Source organism: Chryseobacterium sp. GW823-FHT05E08 (assembly GCF_058795655.1).
Genome location: NZ_JBXAHY010000005.1, coordinates 65,797 through 89,005, shown reverse-complemented (window position 1 = coordinate 89,005; position 23,209 = coordinate 65,797). Strand labels below are relative to the sequence as shown.

The following is a 23,209-nucleotide window of genomic DNA, read 5'->3' as shown; positions in this document are numbered from 1 at the left end:
AATTATTTATTTTACTATCATATTTTCTCCTCCTCCCAATTTTAATTTTATAGAAGTTCCTCCATTTTGAGTTGTCATTTTCCACATTTGACTACGAACCTCTTTTGAAGTTGCCCAATTGATTGGGACTTCATTTAACCCAGATAATTTAAAGGCTCCCAATCTTCTATGGTCTAATGTCCAAACTTTTCCAGCAGCATCCTTCCAAACATTTATTCTTAAAATTTCAGGATTTAATGCTCCTGATTTTAATGCTTCAGCATTACCTAGTACTGTAAATTCTCCGGTAGTATTTTTAATACTGCTTTGCATAAAATGTACATCTTTGACAGCCATAACTTCTGCTTTTTCAATAGCTAATTCTGCTTTCAATATTTCATCAGTAGCCTGTCCTTTTGACAAGATAATTGCTAATATACCCAAAACCATTGTGGCTTTTTGATTCTCTGGACTTATATTATTAGCAATTGCAATTCCTACAATATCCCACATGCTGTCCATCATGACAACTCCATGATCATTGCGGTGGCCACAATTCCAGTTCAAAGGTAGTGGTTGTATTTGTGGCTTCGGCAAATTGATAGCCATACTTTGTACTGGTAAATGTAATTATTATTTCTAAAACTTTTTCATCCTTGGTATGATTCTCAACCATTTAAATATGTTTTTTCGACAAAAATAAACCAGAGTAGATAATTTCTACTCTGGTTTTTGAATTTATTATTTTTAATTTTTTTTGAATTTCAAAGAATTAATATTTGAAATTGTTCTTATCATTAATTTTGGAACATAGCCATTGTATCATTACTCTCTTAAAAATTCTATTCTAAGAAATTCCAGAGCATCAAAGCTTCCAGCTTCAAATAGCAAAGGAATGCTATTATGTACAGAATATGAAAAAGTACTTTGAGGAAGGTCTTGAATGTTCTTATTGATTGACGCTAACTTACTGCAATCCGATTGAATAGCTTCACTATTAAGAATATATTTTTCTAGATTACTTATATTATTACCAAAAAAAATAATTAGATATCTATATTCATTGATTTTATAGCATTTGATAGATTTCAGCCCATCTTTGTAATAAGGCATTTTATTAGAAATCCTAAAACCAATGATTCCTTCAGATATTACGCTTTCTCGAGTAGAATTTTTTACATATTTTAAATCTTCTAATCCTAAAGAAATGAAATAGGTTGAATTATCACTTAACTTTAATGTTGTTGAACTATCAATAAAATCTAAAACATTTGCTACTTTAGGAATAATACTAGTATCTTTTAAAAATGGGGTTAATCTTTTATCACTTTCTTGAGCGTTTGAATAGAAAGAAAATATTATAAAAAATACAATTACTAAGTTTTTCATATTGAATAAATTATTTATTAAAATCTGGATTTTGAGAAATGTAACTTTTTAAAAAATTTCCAGGAACTTTTTCTTTTTCTTTAATAGGAGTTCCATCAATTGATCGTCCATATCTCCACATTGTTCCTTTTTCACCAGGCTTATTACCATTAGTTCTGAAGATATATCGAACTGAGTTTGATGTTCTTTCATGAGAAATATCAGAACCATATAGATTAGAATACGAAGATGAAGGACCATTAGTCCCTAATAAAGAGCCATGAGAATGTATATCATAGATTAGGGAGGTCTCACTAAAGCCTTTTACAGGATATTGACCTGTTGAAAAATTAGGACTTCTAGCATCATTTTGATAAGTGCCAAAAATTGCTTTATTTCTGTGATTCTCAAAAGACCATTCCGAAGTAGAATTTAGAGCTATAAATTGATATAAATCTAAAGCTTGTACTATATTATTTGATATAGTATACCTCAAAGGTCCATACTCTGTTTGCTCTTTAACGTTGGACAAATCTGTTATCATGGTTGCATCTGTAGATTTCTTTTTATTTATTATAAAAGGATTCTTATCAGTTATATTCCCTTTTTCATCACTAACAAATAATCTGTCAAAATTATCATTAGTTTTTTTTATTAGCTCAACCGCTCCATTAGGAAATAATTTATAATCATCCCTTATTTGATTTGATGATGGTTGCGGAGTACCTTTATTACTAACAGGTTCTCCTTCCAATCCTGTAGGATCTACGAACATGATAGGATTATTGTAAGCATATCCATAAGGATCTAATGTTAATGTACTTAACGGATCATGCGTTCCAAATCTTCCTATATCCGGCATATAGAAACGGGCATTCATATCATAAATCCCGGATTCCTGTAATTCCTGACCTAAGAATTTATATGATTTATACGAACCTACACCAAAGAAAGCATTTCCAGTCTTTAAATGATTCATCCCAAAAGGGTAGTAATCATTGGCATCTGCAATTTCAAGATCACCTGTGCTGTTTCTTGCAAAACTCATTTTACGAAAATAAGAGTATTGAAATCATCAATACTCTTAATATTACAAAGATTTGAAATTATTTATCTTCAACCAATTCTAAAAATAGGCTTTGTAAATCCTCATTTAATTTTTCATTACTATTTTCTGTTGTTAATAAAAATTCATCATCTATACCATTTGCATAAGTTGATCCATCTAATATTCCCAATGCATGTGACAGTGTATTAATTTCTACAATTTTCAAGAATTTTAAGAATGTTTCTTTTTCTTCTCTTGAAAAATCTATATACATAGGAATTATACCTTTCCACACTGGATCCGTAGCCTTTGTCGCTGTTTCTAATAAATTTTGATATAAACTTAGATTCCCTTCAATAACATCTCTATTAAAGATTTCTATTAGTTGTTTGGGCTTCATCTATTAAATTATTTTTCTTAAATAATTCCCTAGTAAGTCTTCGATATATTCATCTTCGATATCATAGTATATATCATCTAGGTCGCCTAAAGGATCATATAAATCATCTTCATCAAAAAGCCTTTTAAGAGTTTTATTTACTAATTCTTTACGAAACTCTTCGTCACTAATGTTTTCATCTTTGACAAGATTAAAAGCTTTTTCCAACAAGTTTGATTTTTTAAATGCACCTATTTCTATTAATGCATCTATAGTTTCTTTTGCAAACTGTCCATATCCATTTGCAAAGTACTGATGAAATCCTCCATTAAATACTTGGCTTTCCAATAATACAGTTAAATATGTAACTTGTAAATATTGGGGAAGGTTAATAATGTAACTATACCAGTGTGGAATTTCACTCACAAACCACTCGTCTTTAATACCTTTAGTTGACTCTAGATAAAATTTTTCTACTAATTCTTGATTGTTCATAATATTATTTTGTAAAAGCGTCAGGATACATTGTTTTATTCATTTGAATTAATTCTTTTAATGCACTATTAGGAATTCCCTGATTACCATAAACACGTCTTAATTCAAAAATATCTCTCGCCAGAACTTGTCTTGCAGTTGTAAAACCTCCATTACCTTTTGTTATAGCCATTCTTCCTATGTTAGGGATATTTAATCTGTGACCAGCAGCTGGTACTAGGATTGAAGGTGCATTTTTGTGTTCATAATTAGCTACTAATCTCTTCATAATTGCGCTTTGCCCCACATGATGTGCATCTAACCCTTTCTCTAACCCCTTCATTTTGTTATATGCACCAACTCTCCATATATTTGGTTTAGGAGCAGCAGGAGGTCCACTAGTGGCAACGCCCTTAGCAAAAAACGCAACAGTCGCTAATGTCATTAAAAACTGGGCATCTCTTTCTCCAACATGGTCAGCTAATTCATTTTCAGCCATCATACCAGCTAAATCTGTCGGTCCCATAAATGCTATACCTCTGTCATAGTAGGTTGCAGGAAGAAAAACTTCTTGCCGTGGAGCGGGTAGATTGCCAATTGTCATTCCCTGCATACTATAACACGGCAGACAATTAGATGGCATCATCATTGGAGCAGGACTTAGATTAACTGTTCCTGACTTATTTATGACAACCTCCTCTATTGGATGTGGATTATTAATTCCTCCCAATGAATTCGCTGGCACTTCTGGACCATTTGTGGGCTCTCCTTTTAATCCTGTTGGATCAGCAAAGAAGATAGGATTACTATATCCATAACCATATGGATCAAGAGTAGAACCACTCAAAGGATCATGTGTTCCAAATTTTCCTACATCCGACATATAGAAACGGGCATTCATATCATAAATCCCAGATTCCTGTAATTCCTGACCTAAGAATTTATATGATTTATAACTTCCCTGTCCAAAAATACGACGTTCCCGTTTTCAGATGATTCATCCCAAAAGGATAGTAATCATTGTTGTCTACAATTTCAAGAACGTCTGTGCTGTTTCTTCCAAAACTTAATCTTAGATTTCCTAAATCGTCTGTGTAGTTGTAAATATAATTATTATTTCTAAAACTTTTTCATCACTAACTCTGATTCACTTGATATGATCTTCAATCATTTAAATATGTTTTTTTCGACAAAAATAAACCAGAGTAGGGAATTTCTACTCTGGTTTTTGAATTTTATTTGAACTTCAATTAATTTGTATTTGAAATTATTCTAATTAATCTTTGGAAAATTATTTACAAAATCAAAGATTTCAAATATTTAACTCATTTTTGATTTTAATGCAACAATTTCATCAATTAACTTTGGGATTATATTTCTTGCCATAGCAATAAAATCTTGATCCTCTGGTTTTATTTTTACAAATTCAATATCATAATCTCTAGTTTCATTCTCTCCTGTCATTATAAAGCTTGAACCTGAATCAAAATCTCTTCCTTCAATGTAGGAAGTCCAAGGGCCAACTGTTGATTTATTACACATTTCAAGAATATTTTCTAATTCCGATTCTGTCATAATTATTTATTTTAAAGGATTTTTTATTGTAGGGTTAAATAATTTTTCTGCCTGTTGTGCCGTTATACCTGATAATGTGGAATGAAAAGGATTATTTTTAGTTGGAGAAGCAATAACTTTCCCTCCAAGTGCCTCAATTTGGCTAACTGTTGTTGTTCCAATTTTTCCATTTGGAATTCCAGCAGATAAATCTTTTATACTTAAACCTTCTACGCTATTTACTGAAACACCATTAAGTAGCCCCTTTGAATCTACTATTACACCTGAACCATTTTCAAATTGACAAGCCAAACAAGTTCCTCCTCTTATTACATTTACATCTTCTTTTAAAGACATCTTTACAGCTCCTACTTCGGCTTTTTCAACTGCTAATTCTGCTTTCAATATCTCATCAGTAGCTTGTCCTTTTGACAAGATAATCGCTAATATACCCAAAACCATTGTTGCTTTCTGATTTTCTGGACTTATATTATTAGCAATTGCAATTCCTACAACATCCCACATGCTGTCCATCATGACAACTCCATGATCATTGCAGTGGCCACAATTCCAGTTCAAAGGTAGTGGTTGTATTTGTGGCTTCGGCAAATTAATTGCCATACCTCCGCCGCCATAAAAACATGCATTACAATTGGAAGGCATCATCATTGGAGCAGGACTTAGATTTACTTTCCCTGATTTATTTACAATAACTTCCTCTATTGGAGCAGGATTGTTATCTCCTCCTAATGAGTTGGGAGGTATTACAGGTTCTCCTTCCAATCCTGTAGGATCTGCAAATAGGATAGGATTATTATAAGCATATCCATAAGGATCTAATGTTGATGCACTTAACGGATCATGTGTTCCAAATCTTCCTACATCCGGCATATAAAAACGGGCATTCATATCATAAATCCCAGATTCCTGTAATTCCTGACCTAAGAATTTATATGATTTATAACTTCCCTGTCCAAAATAGGCATTCCCCGTTTTCAAATGATTCATCCCAAAAGGATAGTAATCATTATTGTCTACAATTTCAAGAACGCCTGTGCTGTTTCTTCCGAAACTTAACCTTACATTTCCTAAATGGTCTGTGTAACTGTAAATATATTGATTTTTCTGATAATCATAAAATCCTTCCTCAGTTGGGAAAAACTGTAAATCCGGTGTTTTAACATCCACAATAACACCACCTCCAAAAGGAGGATCAATAGTAGGATCAGTCACAACAGGACCGTCTATACTGAATGCCTGTGGCTCCATGGCTCTTCTGGATAATGCTGAAGCAGCAAGCATTTCAAAGCCGCCACCGCTTGGCGGAGTCAGACTAACTGAATGTAAATACTGAAAGCCATCAAGATAATCTATGGTATTGATCGTGGTTATAGTTCCGTTAAAACCTGTTAGATCAGTTGTGTTTTCTTTTCTCAGCTTTGTTCCATCAGCTCTGTACTTGGTATTAATGATAATGTTTTCATTACCATTTTTACTGATCATCATATTATTAGGAAGATTCAGATAATTGTATTTGATAGTAGAAATTCCTTTATCAGGTATTGCTGTCATGCTTCCGTTCAGATCATAAGGTATCGTGCTTCCTCCACCTTCGTATCCTATCGGGTTTTGAGAGATGTCATTGATACTTGTTACCAAATTCCCTCCTGCAGCATAGGTATATCCTAAATTATCAATAACCATAGCGGTATTGGTTCCAGATTCCAATACAGATGTTCTGTATAAATTTGTAATATTTCCGTTCAGGTCATATGCCAACGATTCCGTATTTTCCTTACTATTCGGATTATTCGGATTTTGATAATATCCGGCTGTTAATCTATCTAAACTATCATAGGCATAACCATATCTTTTCGGTGTTAAAGAAGGATTATTTCCAATATTTTCAACAGCTCTCCAATCTACTTCAGTAATATTCCCGTTGTATCTGGCTTTTACATTCTTTCCTGAAAATTGAACAGAATCAGGATTTTCAATACCATCCTTTTGGGCATATTTAATTTTATAAGAAAATAACTTTCCTCCCAAATCAGGTAAGGACATCTGATCCTTATTAATATCTGTTATCCAACCTCGGATGTTGTAGGCGTAATCAATACTTTGAAGATTATTTCCGACTTTTTTATTCTTTAACTGGGAAAGTTCGTTGTACGTATTCTCTGTTAAAAGTTCTTCCGGTTTGCTGTCAACCTGATGATAATGTTGAATTAATCTTTTCTGATCATCATACACGAAGCGTTCTTTTACCGTAATTCCGGCTTCATTATCTTTCCTTTTATGGTAACTGACAGTTTGTTTGGGAAGTCCGGTAAAATCAAGCTCAGCTTCCGTTTTCGTAAGCCCACCCAAATGATTTATAGAATGAGAACCAATTGTTCTTCCCTCCATATCATACCAGAAGTAATCTTTTGTCCAATTGGTATCTTCAATATTTCTTACATAGGTTGCAGTAGGAAGTCCTTTAATACTTCTGCTGGTTGTAACTCCGTTAACCGTCATGGAGGTTGGAACGGAAGAAAGGGTATTCTGTCCTAAAATGACATCAGGTCTTACAGGAGTATCCGAAGGATATTCGTCATAGTAATTTACACTCAGGATTGTCATACTTCCTGTGGGAAATGCTTCCTTTGTGTAATATACATTCATCCCGTTCTGGGTAATGGGAGTAGTACTGAACTTTTCATTGTTTTTAGCATTAACAGACATACTGTTTAAGGCATTCTGCATCACCTGCCTTGTCGCTGTATTGGCAAAGAATCCTGTATAAACCACTCTTCCCAATTGGTCATATTTGGTAAAAATCCAGCCCTTTGCTGCAAAATTGTTGGTCGTTGTTCTCAGGTTCGCATCCTGTAACAGAACAATTCTGTCCTGTTGATCATATACCATAAACTCCCAGTCTTTTCCCGGAAATTTCTTTTCCACCAATCTGTCCTGATTGTCATAACGGTATTGATAGCATAAATTATCCAGTGTAGCTGTTGAGATCGTATTATTTGCCGTTTCTATCGCCTTAACAGCCAAAGGAGGAATCACATAAGCCTGTTGTCCGTATTCATTGTAAGCATAATAGGTATCCACGTTTTGAGATCCGTCATTTTTTCTTACCATAAGAACCTGACCCTTACTATTGATATATTTAATGTTAGTATTTCCGTCTTCATCGGTAACCTTATTTTTATATAATGTTCCGGCTTTATAATAGCCTCCTGAAGCATACGCTGTATTTTCAGTGGAAACACTAAGACTTACAGCGCTAACCACTATATTGGAAACAGTAGACCAGAAAGTACTCACCATAAATTTCTTCACCTCAGAATCGCTGTTGGACTCATAGGTGTATTTTACGGTTTTCCCGCTTCCCATTTTCCATGGATCGCCGGGAGCTGCCTGTTCCTGCAGTCTGTTTAATGGTGAGTTTTCCAGCTTTTTTTCTCCATAATAATTGGAGGCTGTACCATAAACTGATACAGCACCCGCCATATCGGGAGAGGTAAATATTCCGCCGTTGTTCGTGGTCTGTTGAGGAAGCGGAAGCATATCTATCACCTGTCTCCCAAAACCATCATATTCCACAGGTTTTACGATATCCTTTCCTGATGGGGTTGCTTTGATCGCAACACTTTGTTTAGCTCTTCCTAAACCGTCAAAATAACTCACTCCCTGCACTTGTTTCGCGGTACTGCTGGAAATAGTGACAGGCTCTAAATAGGTCCTGCTGTAGACATAGTTCTCTGCCTGTGTTAAGTCTTGTGCTGTTAAGGACAAAACGGCGGACAGAAAAACTATGGTTGATAGCCAATATTTTTTCATAAAATGTGTTTTTTAGTGTTTGTAATTGTAATTATTTTCTTTCAGGATATTACCATTGGCATCCACTACAGATTGCAGTCTGCCGACAGAATCGTACTTATAAAATTCTCTAAGTCCCGTTGACGGTGTTATACTGGTTACTCCTACAAGTGGATCATACGTATACGTCGTGATATTTAAGTTTTTAAATGCCGACTGATTTCTGAATGCATCCAAAGCATTCATTAACAGTTTCTCTTTGCTGACATCCACATCCTCGTTGGATTTTGTAATAATATCTGAGGCCAGATTTAGAGCTTCAGCATAAGTAGCCCCTTCTATTTTTGCAATAGGTGCAGTATTGTTATATCCCCAGATAATAGCGGTAGGAATATTTCCTTTTGTGGTATACTGTAGGATATTTCCCTTATTATCATATTGGTTATATTCAATCTTACTTTCCGCAACAGAGGAATTATCTTTATTAAACTTTTGCACAGATAATGGTAAAACAAGATTTCCTGCTTGAGCAGTCGGTAATGAAGTTGGATAAGTGGTTCCTGTTTTTGACATTACCTTTCCTGTATCATTAGAATCTTGTTTTTGTAAGACTATGGTTTCTAATGGAATTCCGATCATGTTTCTATCAATCATCAGCTGATTGCCTTTTTCGTATGCGTAGGTGTATGAGGTTTTATTTATCGTTCCATCGGAAGATTCTACCTCAACAGACATAGGATTAAGATGTTTATGCTCTGTATTATAAAAATAATTGGTTGTTTCAACTATATTTTGATTATTAAAATACGTTGTATTTATTTGTTTATCCAGTTTCATCCAAGCTGATGCAATATCATATCGGGTAAATTCAAATGTTGGAATATAGAAGAACTGAGTTCCCGTTGTGAAAATACGTTCTTTAGTTATCTTTGTAATGGTTAGCTGATAAGGTCGTATTGTTACATCTGGAAACTGACTTAAGTAATCACTGGACTTTTGATTAAAATAATTATCAGTGGTATATTTATTTTCTGTGCTTTTCACTATATTATTATTGGAATCAAAAACCTCTTTTGTAAGCAAAAGCCCCCTTGCAAACTGATTATTTACGAAAGTCTGGAAAGGACTCTCATTGTTATAATAATTGGTAGAAGGTGCGTTGTAATACGTATCAACCGTTTTCCATTTTTTACTTGGATTATTTACATCTACTCTTTCTGTTGTGACTTTATTATAAACAGTTGGTTTTCCATTTATTGTTGACAGATTAAAGTTTCCTGAATTACTAATAACAAGCCTTCTACATGTTTCACCCCAATATCCATGGGGAGAGGAAGCAAAATAATAGTAATTGATAGGATCTCCCATAAATACACCTGTAGAAATACCATCTTTATCCTTGTAGGTAAACCTTTCCTCAATTATATCAGCATTATCTTGTTTAATAATTTTACTTACTCTAATTCCTCCAACAGATTTATTGTGTCTTACAGCTGGTACATTTGTTTTTTCAAACCACTTAACCGTAAAATTGGCATATTTTTCTATAGATGGATTTTTATACTTTCTAATCCTTAATTTATACGAAGGCTTTTTATCTAAGAAAAATTCATAATCTCCATTAAGAATGAATGTTTTTAAAATAAGATTTGTATTATCTAATATTTCAGCAATGAAATAAGGGGTGTTGGCTTCAGGTAAAGTACCTGAACCATCATTGTCTGGGTTTGCAGTACTATTGAAATTGATCTTGAAGGATATTGTGCTGGCAATAGAATTTACAGTAAAGACTTTTTCAGGATCTCCTGAAATGACAAGTTCTTCTCGTTGATTAATAACAGTTTCAGCATAGCCCGTGCCTGAATCGAAATCATCCAATTCGTATTCCATCTTCATTTTACCTCCTGTAGGATAAATAAGTTCTTTTAAACTGCCAGAAACAGCAAAACTGACATTAGGATTCTTAATATCCCCCCATCCATAAATATTATCATCAAGAGCTACATAAGGAATTCCTAAATTGTTATTCTCTCCATTATAGAATCCAACATAGTCCGTTGCATCTGAAAGCCTGTTCGGAAGAGGATTATCCTCATAATAGGTCAATTTATAAGAAGAATTATCTAATACATTTTTTACCTCATTCAGTTTTAACCTTTTTGTAAGTGCATCAGTATGATTCGTATATCCTCCAATATTTTTGGTGTCAGGTGTTGTAAAGTAGCTCTTATTAAGTTGTTGATTGGCTATTACTTTATCATTATTGTCAAACACAGAAATATTATCTAAAGAAAGTCCACCAAGTACATCCTGCCTGTTATTACTATATGTAAAGAGGGTATAACCTTCGGGATAAATAATTTTGCTTAAATAGCTTTCCCGCATTACATCTGTTAAAGAGGCGAATTCACTATATTCATTCTGGGCAGTTTCTCCGTCTGTGGATATTTGACATTGTAAAGGAAACCTGAAGCCTTTATAATAACTGCTCAGATATTTATAAGCAGTTGGCAGGTACTCGAATCTTATTTCCTTCTCATTTTGAAGAACTATTTTATCTATCTTAAAATCCGTAACTACAGTATTTTCCACGGTAGGTATTGCTCCTCCAAATGTCCTCATTTCATTAGCCGCAGAAAAATAATATTTATTGCCCGAATCATCCGTTAAAATAAATGGGTAGGTCTCAATTTTGACACTTGTTTCTCCAATTTTAACCAGCTTTCCAGTGCTGTCAAAATGAAAATCTCCTGAATCTCCTGGTATAGAATATGAAAAAATGTCAGGCTGTGAATCTCTTTTCTGCCCAACAATAGGATTCGAAGGATCAACAATATTAAATCCTGTAATTGTATTTGCAAGAGCATAGTCGGAAGAAGTTCTATCGTTAGGGTGAAAAGCTCCGTCTGCCTGATTAATCACAGGAACAAATCCTTTATCTTCAACGTTAATAATCTGTTTAGAAAGTGAAATCCCACCTACTGATAAAGACCAGCCAAGACCTACTTTTGAAGCAATTTCTTTCACTTTCACACCTGAAGCATGGTACTTTAACGAAATCGGCAGGCTGTAATTATCAACCTTAATATTATAAATAGGAATATCAATTCCTACTGTTCCTGTATGGGTTGTAGTCGGGATATCAATATGCTTTGATAATTGACTTGCATCAGGAGATTTAATGGTCAGATTATATTTATTATTCTGCATATCAGTTGCCTGTTGTGCAGAATACATTTGTGTAGCAATTATAAAAATTGCTGCAATTGTTTTTTTCATGAGTATTTGTGTTTACTTTTTTATGAGTTTAGCGTTAGCTGTTTTATTGGCAGTTTTTACAGTCACCAGATAGGCTCCCTGAATTAAATTCTGAGTATTGATCTTCGTCACCTTATTCTTAGTTTTCAAACTTTGTAATTGTCTACCAGACATGTCATAGATAAGAATATCAGCATCCTGGAAATCAAAACCTATTTCTACATAAGTGTAATCTGACACAGGGTTCGGGTAAATCTTAATATCTTGTTTTACAATCAACTGATCAATTTGCTTATCTCCAAGCTTAACGATTTTCCAGTTTTCTTTTCCAAGTTCCTCTGCACTTGTACCCGCCAACACAATCGATCCGTCTCTGTTAAGTTTGATATCTGACAATCGTTCCTCTTTCTTGCTGGATTCTCCTTTTACGTGCTTTCTCCACTGTTCATTGCCGTTTTCATCTAAATAAAGCATCCAAAATTTCTCATCATCACTTTCAATTCTTCCCTCAGCTTGAGTATATCCGCCGATCAGCACTCCTTTTGTAGACTTCCCGCTTCCATCTTCCGACTCCCTGCTAATCACACTCATCCCCATCAAAACGTCTCTGTTTTTGAAGTTGTAAGACTTTTGCCAAACTTCATCTCCTTTTTCATTCAAAGAAATTAACCAGACATCAGTTCCTTCTTCAATTCCAACTGTCTTATTTCCTGAGCGTTCAGAACGGCTTTCACCACCGACCAAAAATCCTGTCGAAGTCAAAGCCAATGTTCTCAAATGGTCATCACCCTTTCCACCAAAATTCTTTTCCCATTCAACTTTTCCGTCTTTATTAAGTTTGATGATCCAATAATCTCCTTCTCCGAAGTTTTCAGTTTGTTTACTTCCAGCATCCATCTTCCCACTTCCAGCTATCTTTCCGCTTCTTGAATACATTCCTAACAAAGCGCCACCGTCTTTTGTTGGAATCATCTTTTCAACTTCATCTAAACCTTTTCCCCCTAAAATTAATTGTGATGATTCTTTTCCATTCTTATCTAATTTGATAATTAAAATATCCTTGGAACCATAACCTTTAGCCGAATTCTGAACATTTCCGGCAACGAAAAATCCTAAATCTGTAGTTTGAATAACTGATCTTGCTTCTTCATCTGCGTTTGATCCAATAGTTTTCTGCCAAAGCTCGTCTCCGAATTCATTTAATCTGATCAACCAGATATCCGATCCGCCTTTAGAATCCTCTTTTTTGTCTAAACCTTTTCCGCTGTAAGACGTTCCAGAAAGGAGAAAACCGCCTTCCTGTGTAGCCACGGTTGCAGATAAGAAATCATGATTCTGACCGGAGAAATACTTTTCCCAAACTTCCTCTCCCTGTTGGTTAAGTTTAACCAAGTGGAAATCGTAACCATTATTCTGCTTACTGCTTCCAGCCTGAAGCTTATCGCCCTGAATGCTGCTTCCTGTAATTAAATACTGCTGATCAATAGTCGTAGTAACCTGACTCAGAAAATCCTGTGTATTGGATTTTATATCTTTCTGCCAGACTACTTCCTGAGCCGAAAAATTAAATAATGCACACACCAGAAGTGCGCCCGAATAGTTTTTTTTCATAAGCATTAGCTTTTTTATTGTGTTCAAATTTATAAACTGTTATGATCAGGAAAATGTGGATTTCCTTACTTTACTTTTTTATTATCTACTTTCAAAATTAATCCTCAGACACGACAAACTATGTCGTATTATATAGGGATGCATTTTTTTACTCATAGGTTGGAAATTAATTCATAAAATAAAAGGCGTGGAACTGAGATCAATCCGCTAGAGAGGTACTGCGAAGAACCCAACAACCAGATATGACCTACAGCCCACGCCCAGTATAGAGCACGGGCGTAAGTCTATCATTTTAGGGTTGTTAAGAAGATTCGCAGTTTTCTCTAGCCTGAATGATAGCTTACGCTTTTGTTTTTGTTAAAATCTGCTGCGAAGATAAATATATTTTTTAAAAATTATTAAAGAATTTACTTGTGAATAAAAGTCTGAGCAATAGTCTTTTTAAGTTAAATTATATATTTAATTAAATTTATTCATAGAATTAAAGCTTGAATATTAACGAATTAATATTTTTAATTTATGTTTGTTTAAATTTTTCAATGTGATAGATTTTTGTGTTTTTATTTGGTATATGTGCTATGATTTGTAAATTTGTTTGTATTAATCATAATTATTTACATAATATGGAATCAAAAAATCAAAACACAAATTCTAAAGCTGTTAAAAGTGCTGTAAGTGAAACAGGACATGCAAAAAATGCAGCTAATTTTCAAAGTCTCATCTCTTTTTGCATAGGATTCGGAGCGGCTTACAATCCTATAAAAGACAACCTTAAGGTAGAAATGCTTCAGGATCTTTTACTAAGCGTACAAAGTAAACTCGATAATACGAAAACCAAAAAAACAGGCTTTGACAATGCTACCAATAACCGCAGAAATGCTTTTACAGATTTAAGATCTCTTTCCACCAAAATAGTAAATGCCTATTCTGTGTCCGGTGCAGACCAGCTTGGGATAAATAACATGAAGTCTGTTAATAGAAAAATACAGGGCTCACCTTCAAAGAAAAACACTGTTCAGGCAGATGATCAGCAACCTGAAACCAAACAGATCTCTAATTCTCAGCAGTCATATGACAAAATGGTAGATCATTTTTCAGGGATCATAGAAATTCTGGTTCAGAATCCATCTTACAGCCCCAATGAAAATGACTTAAAGATTACAGCTTTACAGAATAAGCTCTCAGATCTTAAAACAAAAAATACAGAACTTATAGATTCCTACACTCAATATAGCAACGCAATGCTGGAAAGAAATCACTTAATGTACAACCCGTTATCAGGGCTTTTGCAGACAGCGAAAGAAGTTAAACTATATGTGAAAAGTGTTTTCGGAGCATCCAGTCCGCAATACAAACAAATTAGCGGGATAGAATTCAAAGTTCGTAAAGGAGATAAATAATGAACCAAGGTCTATTTAAATATAAGCGTTGGCGGGTTCAGTATTAGCGATGGCAAGTTTAAAGTTACCATTGGCGGTTACAATATAACCATTGGCAAATTCAGTATAAGCAATGGCGGGTTCAATATTTCAGTAGTCAATTGTAGGGATGTAGATGGCGGTTTCAAAATCAGCAATGGAGAGTATAATGTTAGCGTTGGCGGATTCAATACTGGCGTTGGCAATAGTAAAATTGCAAATGACCGATACAATATTCATAAAGACCTATAAAAATACGGAATAGGAATAATTTTTGGAGTTACTTTGCAACTCCATTTTTTATTGAAAATAGATTATGTTCGACAAGCAACAAAGAAAATTTAAGAGATCCGCGAGATTAATTTCCGTATTAAGTAAATATGGATTTAAAGATATGCTCGCAAGAATGAACGGGAACAACAAACAGGAAGAAGATTCCTCAAATTCAGACGAGATCATCTCAAAAGGAACGGTGTATGAAAGGATAAGACTCGTTTTGGAAGAACTTGGACCCACCTTTGTGAAGCTTGGACAGACATTCAGCAACAGGGAAGACCTTCTTCCGCCGGAATTGGTGCAGGAACTTCAAAAACTCCAGGACAAGGTAGATACAGTCGAAATGAATGTACATGAAATTCTTGAAAACGAGTTTAATATTTCGGTTAATGATCATTTTCTTGAAGTTCAGAAACATCCATTGGCAACAGCTTCAATCGCACAGGTCTACAAAGCTACTTTATTGAATGGCGATGAAGTCATTTTAAAAATAAAAAAAGCCGATGTTCAAACCGTTATCGAAGATGACCTTCTGTTAATAAAAGATCTCGAAAAACTGATTTCATCATACTCTGAAATAGGAGAAAAATTGAATCTGAAACAGGCAATTTCAACATTTGAAAGATCATTATTAGAGGAAGTTTCTTTAATTAATGAAAAGAATAATATTCTGCAATTCGCCCGAAACTTTAAAAATAATAAAGAGACATACGTTCCGAAGATCTACGAGGAATTTTGCAACAACAACGTCCTTTGTATGGAATTCATTGATGGAATAAAAGTAACCGATAAAGCCGGACTTTTAGCCAACAATATAGATCCTGTAAAAGTATCCGAAGTTGGGTTGCGCCTATTTGTATCTCAAATCTTGGATTACGGATTTTTCCATGCTGATCCTCACGCAGGAAATATTTTAGTTAAAAAAGACGGTAAAGTTGTTTTCATTGATTTTGGTGCCGTAGGAAAAATTCAACCGAATGATAAAGAAATCCTTGAAAGTTTAATTGTAAGCTTTGTAGCGAAAAATGCTCATAAAATCGTAAGATCTCTAAAAAAGATGGCGATAAGCTATGAGATTCCCGATGAAAGAAGATTCGAAAATGATGTGGACGATATTCTTAATTTCGTTCACAGTACTTCTTTAAAAGAAATTGATCCTCAGGCGATCATTAATAAAATGAAAGACGTCTTAAAAGATAACCGTCTCTATATGCCGGATTATTTCTATCTTTTATTCAAAGGAATTGGCTTGATTGAAGGGGTAGGACGAACCATTAACCCTGATCTGGATATCGTTAAAAGTCTTAATCCGTATACCAAAAAAATTCTCACCAAAAAGATCAGTCCAAAAACCATCCTCAAAAACGGAATGGATAAAATGATGAATTTCACAGATAATATCGATGAAATTCCGAAAGAGCTTCGTTCTGTTCTTCAAAAATTAGATGAAAATAAATTCACCGTTTCAAGTGAAATTAAGAATATTGAAAAAACCAATCAAATCATCAAATCAAGTATTGTCAATTTGATTTTAGCCATGGTTTTAGGAGCAAATATTATTGCAACAGCGATTGTTTTTGTCTCAGAATCTGGCCCTAGAATCGGGGAGATATCATTGGTTGCTTTGTTAGGGTTTATTTTTTCTATTTTATTGGTTATCATTATTTTGTTAAGAATAACTCGAAAATAAAACACAATTTTGTCATTGCGAGGAACGAAGTGACGAAGCAATCTCAAAATAGATTCTTCACTACACATTCGTTTCGTTCAGAATGACAGAAAAAATTAAAAACTAATCATGAAAACAGTAACCTTATTCCTCCTTACATTATTCAGTTCCTTAGTTTTCTCTCAAAAAAGCGAAGGCATTCTAGGCGATTATGACGGAAACGGAACAAAAGAATACGCCTACACCAAAGTCAGCGACTGCAGTGATGAGTGCGACGGAAAATGCGAAACCATCATTTATTTCAGTGATAAAAAGATAAAACCATTTACGATTTCACCCGCTAAGGACGGAATTTTATACAATCTCAAAGATTTAAACAATGACGGAAAAGACGACATCGGATTTTACCCGAATTGGTGTACAAGTTGCTGGCATCCATTATATGTCTACACTTTAAGCAAAAATATTTGGAAACCTTTGGTATCACCTATTTCTACGCATTGTTCACAATGGGAAGACGAAAAATTCCCCATTAAAAAAGATCCCAAAAAGAAAGGAAATGTAATTATTACAACTAGCGTCTGGAAAGATGACGATATTAAAGTGATCAGTAAAAGTATTAAGCTTTAGTAATTTTTGGCTTGAAGCTAGAAGCATGAAGATGGAAGTTAGTAAATATGTAAATTTAACATTAAGCTTTAAACTTCCTACATCCATCTTCCAACTCCCATCCTTAATATATAAATAAATTAATTGCCTATCTTTGCAAAATGGATAAAATAACTTTTGCAGATTTTGATTTACCGGTTAAAGTTCTAGATGTTTTAGCAGACCTGGAATTGTTTGAACCAACGCCTATTCAGGAAAAGAGTATAGGACCTATACTTTCCGGAAGAGACGTGATGGGAATTGCACAAACGGGTACCGGAAAAACATTAGCCTATCTGCTGCCTGTTCTTAAAACTTGGAAATATAACAAAACCGGAAATCCAACGGTTGTTGTTTTGGTTCCTACAAGAGAATTAGTGGTTCAGGTAACTGAAATTGTTGAAAAATTAACGGAAAATATTACTGCAAGAGTTATCGGAATTTACGGTGGAAAAAATATCAATACGCAGAAGCTTTTATTTAACAATGGCTGTGATATTTTAGTTGGAACTCCGGGAAGGATTATGGATTTAGCGATTGATAACGCTATTTCTCTTAAAGAAGTTCAAAAACTGATCATTGATGAGTTTGATGAAATGCTTAACTTAGGTTTCAGACCACAGTTAACGCATATTTTCGAAATGATGAGAGACAAGAGACAAAACATTCTTTTCTCTGCAACGATGACAGATGCTGTGGATGAAATGCTGGCTCAGTATTTTGCTGGTCCAATCGAGATCTCATTGGCGAAATCCGGAACTCCACTTGAAAAAATTGAACAGACTGCTTATAAAGTTGAAAACTTCAATACGAAGATCAACTTGTTGGAGTATTTATTGAAATCAGACGCAGATATGTCTAAAGTCTTGATTTTTGCTAATAATAAGAAGCATTCAGATTTATTATTTACTAAAATTGATGAGCTTTTCCCTGAACAGTTTGATGTAATTCACTCAAATAAATCTCAAAACTATAGATTGAAGGCGATGAAACGCTTTGAAAATGAAGAAATCAGAGGTTTGATCACGACTGACGTTATGGCAAGAGGTTTAGATATTTCAAATATTACTCACGTTATTAACTTTGAGATTCCAGAGGTTCCGGAACAATATATTCACAGAATCGGTAGAACGGGTAGAGCAGATAAAGACGGTAAAGCTGTTTCTTTTGTTGCTAAAAAAGAAGAGCGTCCTGTTTTAGATATCGAACTATTGATGGACAGAGAATTAAAATTCGTTGATTTCCCTGAAGGAGTTAAAATTAATCCTAAAAAGATCATTTCAGAAGAAGATGTGATCTTAATGAAAAATCCTGCAAATGCAAAACTGTTTGATGGAGGAGGAGCTTTCCATGAGAAAAAGGATAAAAACAAAAAAGAAAACTGGGGTGGGCCTTCAAAAAGAAAAGAACCTAAGAAATTTGGAGCCAACAGAGCGCAGCAAAAAGCGATCTCAAAATCCAAAAGAAAGAAATAAACGAAAAAGCTCCCAATTTTGGGAGCTTGCTTTTTTTATTTTGTAAGAACAAGTATCATGTGATCTTCAATGCTGTCACTATTAAATTGTCCGTAATCTACAACAATTTGAATTTCGTTTGAAGTATGCTTTGCTACATCATAGCTATCTCCATCGATAACGATCTTTTTATTGTTCATATCATAAGAATAAGGCGCTGTCTGTGATCCGAAATCTGTACAGGTATTTGAATCATCTTCAAAAATATGACTCGTTAACTGATTGTTTGCATTGAAATCATAAGTACTTTTTTTGTTACAGGTAGAAGAATTTTCAGTAGAGATTATATTCCCGTTACTTCCTGAAATTTTTAAGGTTTTTGATGGTTTCCATACTCCGACAATATTTACTGAGTTGTCGTCATCATCATTGTTACTACAAGAGCTGAATACAAAAGCCGTCGAGACAGCTAGAAATAAGATTTTCTTCATGGTTAGTTTAATTTTTTTAAAGTCCACAAAGAAATGAAAATATATTTATTATTTCAAAATATTTTCTTGATTGTTTAAAACTAAAAAAGCCCCTTGTTCAGGAGCTTTTAGTTTAATCAAACTGCATGTTATTCTTTTTCAGAATTTCTTTAAATTTTTCAGTTTGGCCTTTTTCTTTCATGCTTTTATGAATAGATGACATTATGGATTCTGCATCTGTTCTGTAAGGAGATTTTTGATCATTATAAATTCTGTAAGCTTTACAGATATAATCTAATGCCTTTTCATCATCTTTTAATGCGTTAAAATATACATTACCAATTCCGTAATATACTTCAGGATCTCCGGGATATACCTTATCAAGATTCATATAAGAATCAATTGCTTTTTGATATTCTTTTTTATAAATATATACCACTGGGATATTCTGTAAAGCCATTTTTCCTTTCGGATCTAGTTTCAATGATTTTTCATATGCAGAGATTGCTTTGTCAAATTCCTCATTTCTTCTATAATTGATTCCTAAAGCATCCCATGCATAAATGAATTTAGGATCTTTTTTAACTGCTTTTTCATAGTTATCAATAGCTCCTTTCCAATCTTTTTTTTCCGTTAGCTCTCGTCCTTCATGATAAAAATCCATAGCTTCTTTATCTTTAGAAAATCCGTCATCATTAGTTTCAGAAGTTTCTGTAATATTTTTAACACTTTGGCAGTTACCCATCAGATATCGTTCAATATCATTGTAGCTGTCTATATATTGCTTGGAGTCTTTGCTAGTATTGAAATTTAGATTTATTTGCTTTTTTCCATTCACTTCAGGAGCGGTCTTTGCTAAATCTTCGGCACCTGAAAGAAGGGATGAAATTTGTAATGCTCCTGTATATTTGTCGATACAGCCATGCACATCTTTTAGGATATCTTTTTTATTCCGATTAAGTATTCTGATTGAATCTGTACATTGACAAGCTTTTTCTGAAAGTTCCTTCAATACTTCCTTTTTGGTGTCTTTCTGTGCAAACATCAAAGAACAAATGAAAATAGGAATTAAAATGGTTAGTCGTTTTTTTATCATGGTTGAAAATTATTTCATATAAGGATTCATCACCTTCGTCCAGATCTGATAGCCTTCCGGAGTCATGTGAAGCATATCTTCTACAAAAAGCTCTTTCCTTGCATTTCCGTTGGCGTCTTCCATTGCTTTTGTGATATCAATGAATTCTGCATTCGGTTCTTTCTTCATAAAAGCAGCAATTTTTTTATTGGCTTCCTTCATTTGAGGCCAAAGACTTTCTCTACTTGGCGAGTATTTTATGGAGATATAATCAACTTCAATATTCGGGAATTTCTCTCGAATCTTTTTGTAGAACGTTTTGTAACGATTAACAACTTCTTTCGCTTTTAATTTATGATTGTCAGCGAAATCGTTTTCACCACAGTAAACAATAATTTGTTTTGGCTGATAAGGAGAAAGCAGATCATTAGAATAATAATTAAGATCCGTTAATCTTGATCCTCCAAATCCTCTGTTGATGATCATTTTATCGGGAAAATAATTGGCAACATCAGTCCATTTTGTAAAAGATGAACTTCCGACTAAAAGAATAGCATCTTTTGGAGGTGCATTTTCCTGATCTAATTTTTTGAAATTTTGAATGTCCTGCCAATACATCGGCTTTTTTTCCTGTGAAAAGAAAAGGGCAAAGGTCAGCAATAAGAATGCTGATAACATCTTCTTCATTTTTTAATAATTTTTAGTTAATTAAAATTCATTCTAATAAAAAACTCCCGATAAAATCGAGAGTTTTTGTTTTATCTTTTATAAGTAGTATAATAAAGATCGTTTACTGTATCTCCGTTATAATCTCCACCACCAGGAACATCCATTAGTTTTAGCTCCGAGCTTGAAAGAACGATTACTTTATATTTTACTTTAATATTGTCGTCGTACGTTATTACCATATCCTTAGTTTCCGCATCATAGGTATATTTACCGTGCTCTTGTGCGCTGATCTGGCAATTAGCTCCTACACCACCATAATAAGTATACGATGTGGAATAATCAGTACTGAACGAAGTCACATTTTTTAATTCACATCCTGCAGGATTGTAAGTATCAAGTACAGTTTTACCGTCTTTCCCTGAAATTATCTCTGATTTACTGACTTTCCATTCACCTTGAAGGGTGTCTAAGTCGTAAGCTTGAACATCATCATCTTCACAAGAAGCAAGCGAAGTAAGCGCCAAAGCGGAAAAGGCAAATAAAAGTAGCTGTTTTTTCATTATCACAAATTTAAGAATATGCTAAAATATAAATAAATTTGAAATATTTATAATGAAATTAAGGTTTTTTAAACGAATGTTTGTAAATAAATGAATTTTAATTGGGAGCTGGAAGTCAGAAGCCGGAAGACTTAAACTCTTCCTTTCTTCAAACTCCCAGCTTCCAGCTTTATTAATAACTCATTTCTACAATTTTGTAGGCATCCTGAGGAGTCAGTTTTTTGTGTTCACCTAAACCTACCCAATTCCTTTCTGTAAAGGCTTTTTCAACTCTTTCTGCGGTTCCTTTATAGTCTTCTGTATATTCTGAAAGTTTAGTTTTAATATCAAGGCTGTGGAAGAATTCTTCCATTTTTTTAATTCCTAATTCAGCTTTTTCTTCAACAGTTCCGTCTTTGATTCCCCAAACTCTTTCTGCATATTGAGCTAATTTTCCTTTTTTAGAATCAAAATTATAACGGTAATGAGATGGTGCGATTACAGCTAATGTTCTTGCATGATCAATTCCGTAATAGGCTGTCAATTCGTGTCCCATCGCATGAACTGCCCAGTCTGTAATAACTCCTTTCTGAATTAATCCGTTCAAAGCCATTGTACAACACCACATAAAGTTTCCTGCCGCGTCATAATTAAAATCATCAGACAAGACTTTTGGAGCAGTTTCCTGTAAACTGATCAGGATACTTTCTGCAATTCTTTCCTGTAAATCAGCAGAAGATGGAGCGGTCATATATTGTTCTAGAACGTGAGTATAAGCATCTGTCAATCCGTTAACAATTTGTCTTTTTGGAATAGATCTTACCACTTCCGGATCTAAAACAGAAAATTCAGGGAAAAGCCCGGGACCTCCTGAAGATAATTTTTCGTTTGTTTCTCTCCTTGAAATTACGTATCCCGAATTCATTTCAGAACCTGTTGCAGGCAATGTCAAAATAGAACCGAAAGGCATTCCTTCACCTTCAAAAGTTCTAACAGGTTTTTTAAGGATTTCCCAAGGTTCGCCGTCATAATTTGCTGCTGCAGAAAGGAATTTTGTTCCGTCAATCACAGAACCGCCACCGACAGCAAGAAGATAGGTGATATTTTTTTCTTTGATAACTTTTAAAGCTTCCACCAAAACTTCATATTCAGGATTGGCAGGAACTCCACCGAATTCATGAACATCATAACCTTTTAAAGCTTCTTGTACCTGATCGTAAACACCGTTGCTTTTGATGCTTCCGCCACCGTAAATCATTAATATTTTTGCGTCTTTAGGAATTTCTTTTGAAATCTTAGCGATTTCGCCTTTCCCGAAAAGTATTTTTGTTGGATTTTTAAACTCGAAATTAAGCATTGTTCTTAAATTTATTTAAGCCAAATTTACGCAATGCAAAGTGAAAATTGAGTTAAGGAAGTTTTAAAATTCTTATGATTGTGTTTAATTAAAACTATTGAAATTTGATGTGTTTATAGTCTACACACAAATCTACACACACACTGTCAT

19 protein-coding genes are annotated in these 23,209 nt (G+C 34.1%); 4 read left to right on the top strand and 15 right to left on the bottom strand.

All coding sequences use genetic code 11. The annotated features are described in order from the left end of the window. Positions 1-6: 6 nt before the first annotated feature. The 10 genes from AC1Q7L_RS17115 to AC1Q7L_RS17070 form a co-directional block, all read right to left on the bottom strand. Complete coding sequence (locus AC1Q7L_RS17115) at positions 7-546, bottom strand: hypothetical protein (RefSeq protein ID WP_492307198.1); 540 nt, start codon at positions 544-546, stop codon at positions 7-9. 258 nt (positions 547-804) lie between these two features. Next, a complete protein-coding gene (locus AC1Q7L_RS17110; protein WP_492307199.1) occupies positions 805-1,368 on the bottom strand; it encodes a hypothetical protein in 564 nt (187 codons plus the stop codon). Positions 1,369-1,378: 10 nt separating this feature from the next. Continuing rightward, a complete protein-coding gene (locus AC1Q7L_RS17105) occupies positions 1,379-2,395 on the bottom strand; it encodes an RHS repeat-associated core domain-containing protein (RefSeq protein WP_492307200.1) in 1,017 nt (338 codons plus the stop codon). A gap of 58 nt (positions 2,396-2,453) precedes the next feature. Then, the gene (locus tag AC1Q7L_RS17100) at positions 2,454-2,795 is read right to left on the bottom strand and encodes a hypothetical protein (RefSeq protein WP_492307201.1); all 342 of its coding nucleotides are present in this window, start codon (positions 2,793-2,795) and stop codon (positions 2,454-2,456) included. Between the two features lie 3 nt (positions 2,796-2,798). Continuing rightward, entirely contained in the window at positions 2,799-3,269 is a 471-nt protein-coding gene (locus AC1Q7L_RS17095) for a DMP19 family protein (RefSeq protein ID WP_492307202.1), read from the bottom strand. Between the two features lie 4 nt (positions 3,270-3,273). Continuing rightward, positions 3,274-4,221, bottom strand: a complete 948-nt coding sequence (locus AC1Q7L_RS17090) for an RHS repeat domain-containing protein (protein WP_492307266.1) — start codon at positions 4,219-4,221, stop codon at positions 3,274-3,276. Positions 4,222-4,568: 347 nt separating this feature from the next. Next, positions 4,569-4,823 (bottom strand): hypothetical protein, encoded by a 255-nt coding sequence (locus AC1Q7L_RS17085; RefSeq protein WP_492307203.1) that lies wholly within the window; start codon positions 4,821-4,823, stop codon positions 4,569-4,571. A 6-nt stretch (positions 4,824-4,829) separates the two neighbouring features. Further along, positions 4,830-8,636, bottom strand: coding sequence for a DUF6443 domain-containing protein (locus AC1Q7L_RS17080; RefSeq protein ID WP_492307204.1), 3,807 nt, complete (start codon positions 8,634-8,636; stop codon positions 4,830-4,832). 12 nt (positions 8,637-8,648) lie between these two features. Further along, positions 8,649-11,894 (bottom strand): hypothetical protein, encoded by a 3,246-nt coding sequence (locus AC1Q7L_RS17075; protein WP_492307205.1) that lies wholly within the window; start codon positions 11,892-11,894, stop codon positions 8,649-8,651. A 12-nt stretch (positions 11,895-11,906) separates the two neighbouring features. Then, complete coding sequence (locus tag AC1Q7L_RS17070; protein WP_492307206.1) at positions 11,907-13,484, bottom strand: T9SS type A sorting domain-containing protein; 1,578 nt, start codon at positions 13,482-13,484, stop codon at positions 11,907-11,909. A 623-nt stretch (positions 13,485-14,107) separates the two neighbouring features. Here AC1Q7L_RS17070 and AC1Q7L_RS17065 point away from each other — a divergent pair. The 4 genes from AC1Q7L_RS17065 to AC1Q7L_RS17050 all read left to right on the top strand — a co-directional run bounded on the left by AC1Q7L_RS17065 (position 14,108) and on the right by AC1Q7L_RS17050 (position 18,970). After that, the gene (locus AC1Q7L_RS17065; RefSeq protein WP_492307207.1) at positions 14,108-14,884 is read left to right on the top strand and encodes a hypothetical protein; all 777 of its coding nucleotides are present in this window, start codon (positions 14,108-14,110) and stop codon (positions 14,882-14,884) included. A gap of 334 nt (positions 14,885-15,218) precedes the next feature. Beyond that, positions 15,219-16,868, top strand: coding sequence for an ABC1 kinase family protein (locus AC1Q7L_RS17060; RefSeq protein ID WP_492307208.1), 1,650 nt, complete (start codon positions 15,219-15,221; stop codon positions 16,866-16,868). A gap of 108 nt (positions 16,869-16,976) precedes the next feature. Next, positions 16,977-17,477, top strand: a complete 501-nt coding sequence (locus AC1Q7L_RS17055) for a hypothetical protein (RefSeq protein WP_492307209.1) — start codon at positions 16,977-16,979, stop codon at positions 17,475-17,477. 140 nt (positions 17,478-17,617) lie between these two features. Then, a complete protein-coding gene (locus AC1Q7L_RS17050; RefSeq protein ID WP_492307210.1) occupies positions 17,618-18,970 on the top strand; it encodes a DEAD/DEAH box helicase in 1,353 nt (450 codons plus the stop codon). A 35-nt stretch (positions 18,971-19,005) separates the two neighbouring features. On the opposite strand, the gene AC1Q7L_RS17045 is transcribed toward AC1Q7L_RS17050, so the two are convergent. The 5 genes from AC1Q7L_RS17045 to AC1Q7L_RS17025 all read right to left on the bottom strand — a co-directional run bounded on the left by AC1Q7L_RS17045 (position 19,006) and on the right by AC1Q7L_RS17025 (position 23,059). Continuing rightward, positions 19,006-19,440, bottom strand: a complete 435-nt coding sequence (locus tag AC1Q7L_RS17045) for a lipocalin family protein (protein WP_492307211.1) — start codon at positions 19,438-19,440, stop codon at positions 19,006-19,008. Positions 19,441-19,552: 112 nt separating this feature from the next. Beyond that, entirely contained in the window at positions 19,553-20,515 is a 963-nt protein-coding gene (locus AC1Q7L_RS17040; protein ID WP_492307212.1) for a tetratricopeptide repeat protein, read from the bottom strand. 9 nt (positions 20,516-20,524) lie between these two features. Beyond that, positions 20,525-21,181 (bottom strand): GDSL-type esterase/lipase family protein, encoded by a 657-nt coding sequence (locus tag AC1Q7L_RS17035; protein ID WP_492307213.1) that lies wholly within the window; start codon positions 21,179-21,181, stop codon positions 20,525-20,527. A gap of 71 nt (positions 21,182-21,252) precedes the next feature. After that, positions 21,253-21,723 (bottom strand): lipocalin-like domain-containing protein, encoded by a 471-nt coding sequence (locus AC1Q7L_RS17030; RefSeq protein WP_492307214.1) that lies wholly within the window; start codon positions 21,721-21,723, stop codon positions 21,253-21,255. Positions 21,724-21,895: 172 nt separating this feature from the next. Continuing rightward, positions 21,896-23,059 carry an iron-containing alcohol dehydrogenase gene (locus AC1Q7L_RS17025; RefSeq protein WP_492307215.1) on the bottom strand — a complete coding sequence of 388 codons (1,164 nt, stop codon included), beginning with the start codon at positions 23,057-23,059 and terminating at the stop codon, positions 21,896-21,898. Positions 23,060-23,209 lie beyond the last annotated feature (150 nt).

What these genes read in the sequence shown, in the direction of transcription:
- AC1Q7L_RS17110 (WP_492307199.1), bottom strand. Translation starts at nt 1,368, where the DNA reads ATGAAAAACTTAGTAATTGTATTTTTTATAATATTTTCTTTCTATTCA.
- AC1Q7L_RS17105 (WP_492307200.1), bottom strand. Translation starts at nt 2,395, where the DNA reads ATGAGTTTTGCAAGAAACAGCACAGGTGATCTTGAAATTGCAGATGCC.
- AC1Q7L_RS17045 (WP_492307211.1), bottom strand. Translation starts at nt 19,440, where the DNA reads ATGAAGAAAATCTTATTTCTAGCTGTCTCGACGGCTTTTGTATTCAGC.
- AC1Q7L_RS17080 (WP_492307204.1), bottom strand. Translation starts at nt 8,636, where the DNA reads ATGAAAAAATATTGGCTATCAACCATAGTTTTTCTGTCCGCCGTTTTG.
- AC1Q7L_RS17025 (WP_492307215.1), bottom strand. Translation starts at nt 23,059, where the DNA reads ATGCTTAATTTCGAGTTTAAAAATCCAACAAAAATACTTTTCGGGAAA.
- AC1Q7L_RS17075 (WP_492307205.1), bottom strand. Translation starts at nt 11,894, where the DNA reads ATGAAAAAAACAATTGCAGCAATTTTTATAATTGCTACACAAATGTAT.
- AC1Q7L_RS17070 (WP_492307206.1), bottom strand. Translation starts at nt 13,484, where the DNA reads ATGAAAAAAAACTATTCGGGCGCACTTCTGGTGTGTGCATTATTTAAT.
- AC1Q7L_RS17055 (WP_492307209.1), top strand. Translation starts at nt 16,977, where the DNA reads ATGAAAACAGTAACCTTATTCCTCCTTACATTATTCAGTTCCTTAGTT.
- AC1Q7L_RS17050 (WP_492307210.1), top strand. Translation starts at nt 17,618, where the DNA reads ATGGATAAAATAACTTTTGCAGATTTTGATTTACCGGTTAAAGTTCTA.
- AC1Q7L_RS17040 (WP_492307212.1), bottom strand. Translation starts at nt 20,515, where the DNA reads ATGATAAAAAAACGACTAACCATTTTAATTCCTATTTTCATTTGTTCT.
- AC1Q7L_RS17085 (WP_492307203.1), bottom strand. Translation starts at nt 4,823, where the DNA reads ATGACAGAATCGGAATTAGAAAATATTCTTGAAATGTGTAATAAATCA.
- AC1Q7L_RS17060 (WP_492307208.1), top strand. Translation starts at nt 15,219, where the DNA reads ATGTTCGACAAGCAACAAAGAAAATTTAAGAGATCCGCGAGATTAATT.
- AC1Q7L_RS17035 (WP_492307213.1), bottom strand. Translation starts at nt 21,181, where the DNA reads ATGAAGAAGATGTTATCAGCATTCTTATTGCTGACCTTTGCCCTTTTC.
- AC1Q7L_RS17065 (WP_492307207.1), top strand. Translation starts at nt 14,108, where the DNA reads ATGGAATCAAAAAATCAAAACACAAATTCTAAAGCTGTTAAAAGTGCT.
- AC1Q7L_RS17030 (WP_492307214.1), bottom strand. Translation starts at nt 21,723, where the DNA reads ATGAAAAAACAGCTACTTTTATTTGCCTTTTCCGCTTTGGCGCTTACT.
- AC1Q7L_RS17095 (WP_492307202.1), bottom strand. Translation starts at nt 3,269, where the DNA reads ATGAACAATCAAGAATTAGTAGAAAAATTTTATCTAGAGTCAACTAAA.
- AC1Q7L_RS17100 (WP_492307201.1), bottom strand. Translation starts at nt 2,795, where the DNA reads ATGAAGCCCAAACAACTAATAGAAATCTTTAATAGAGATGTTATTGAA.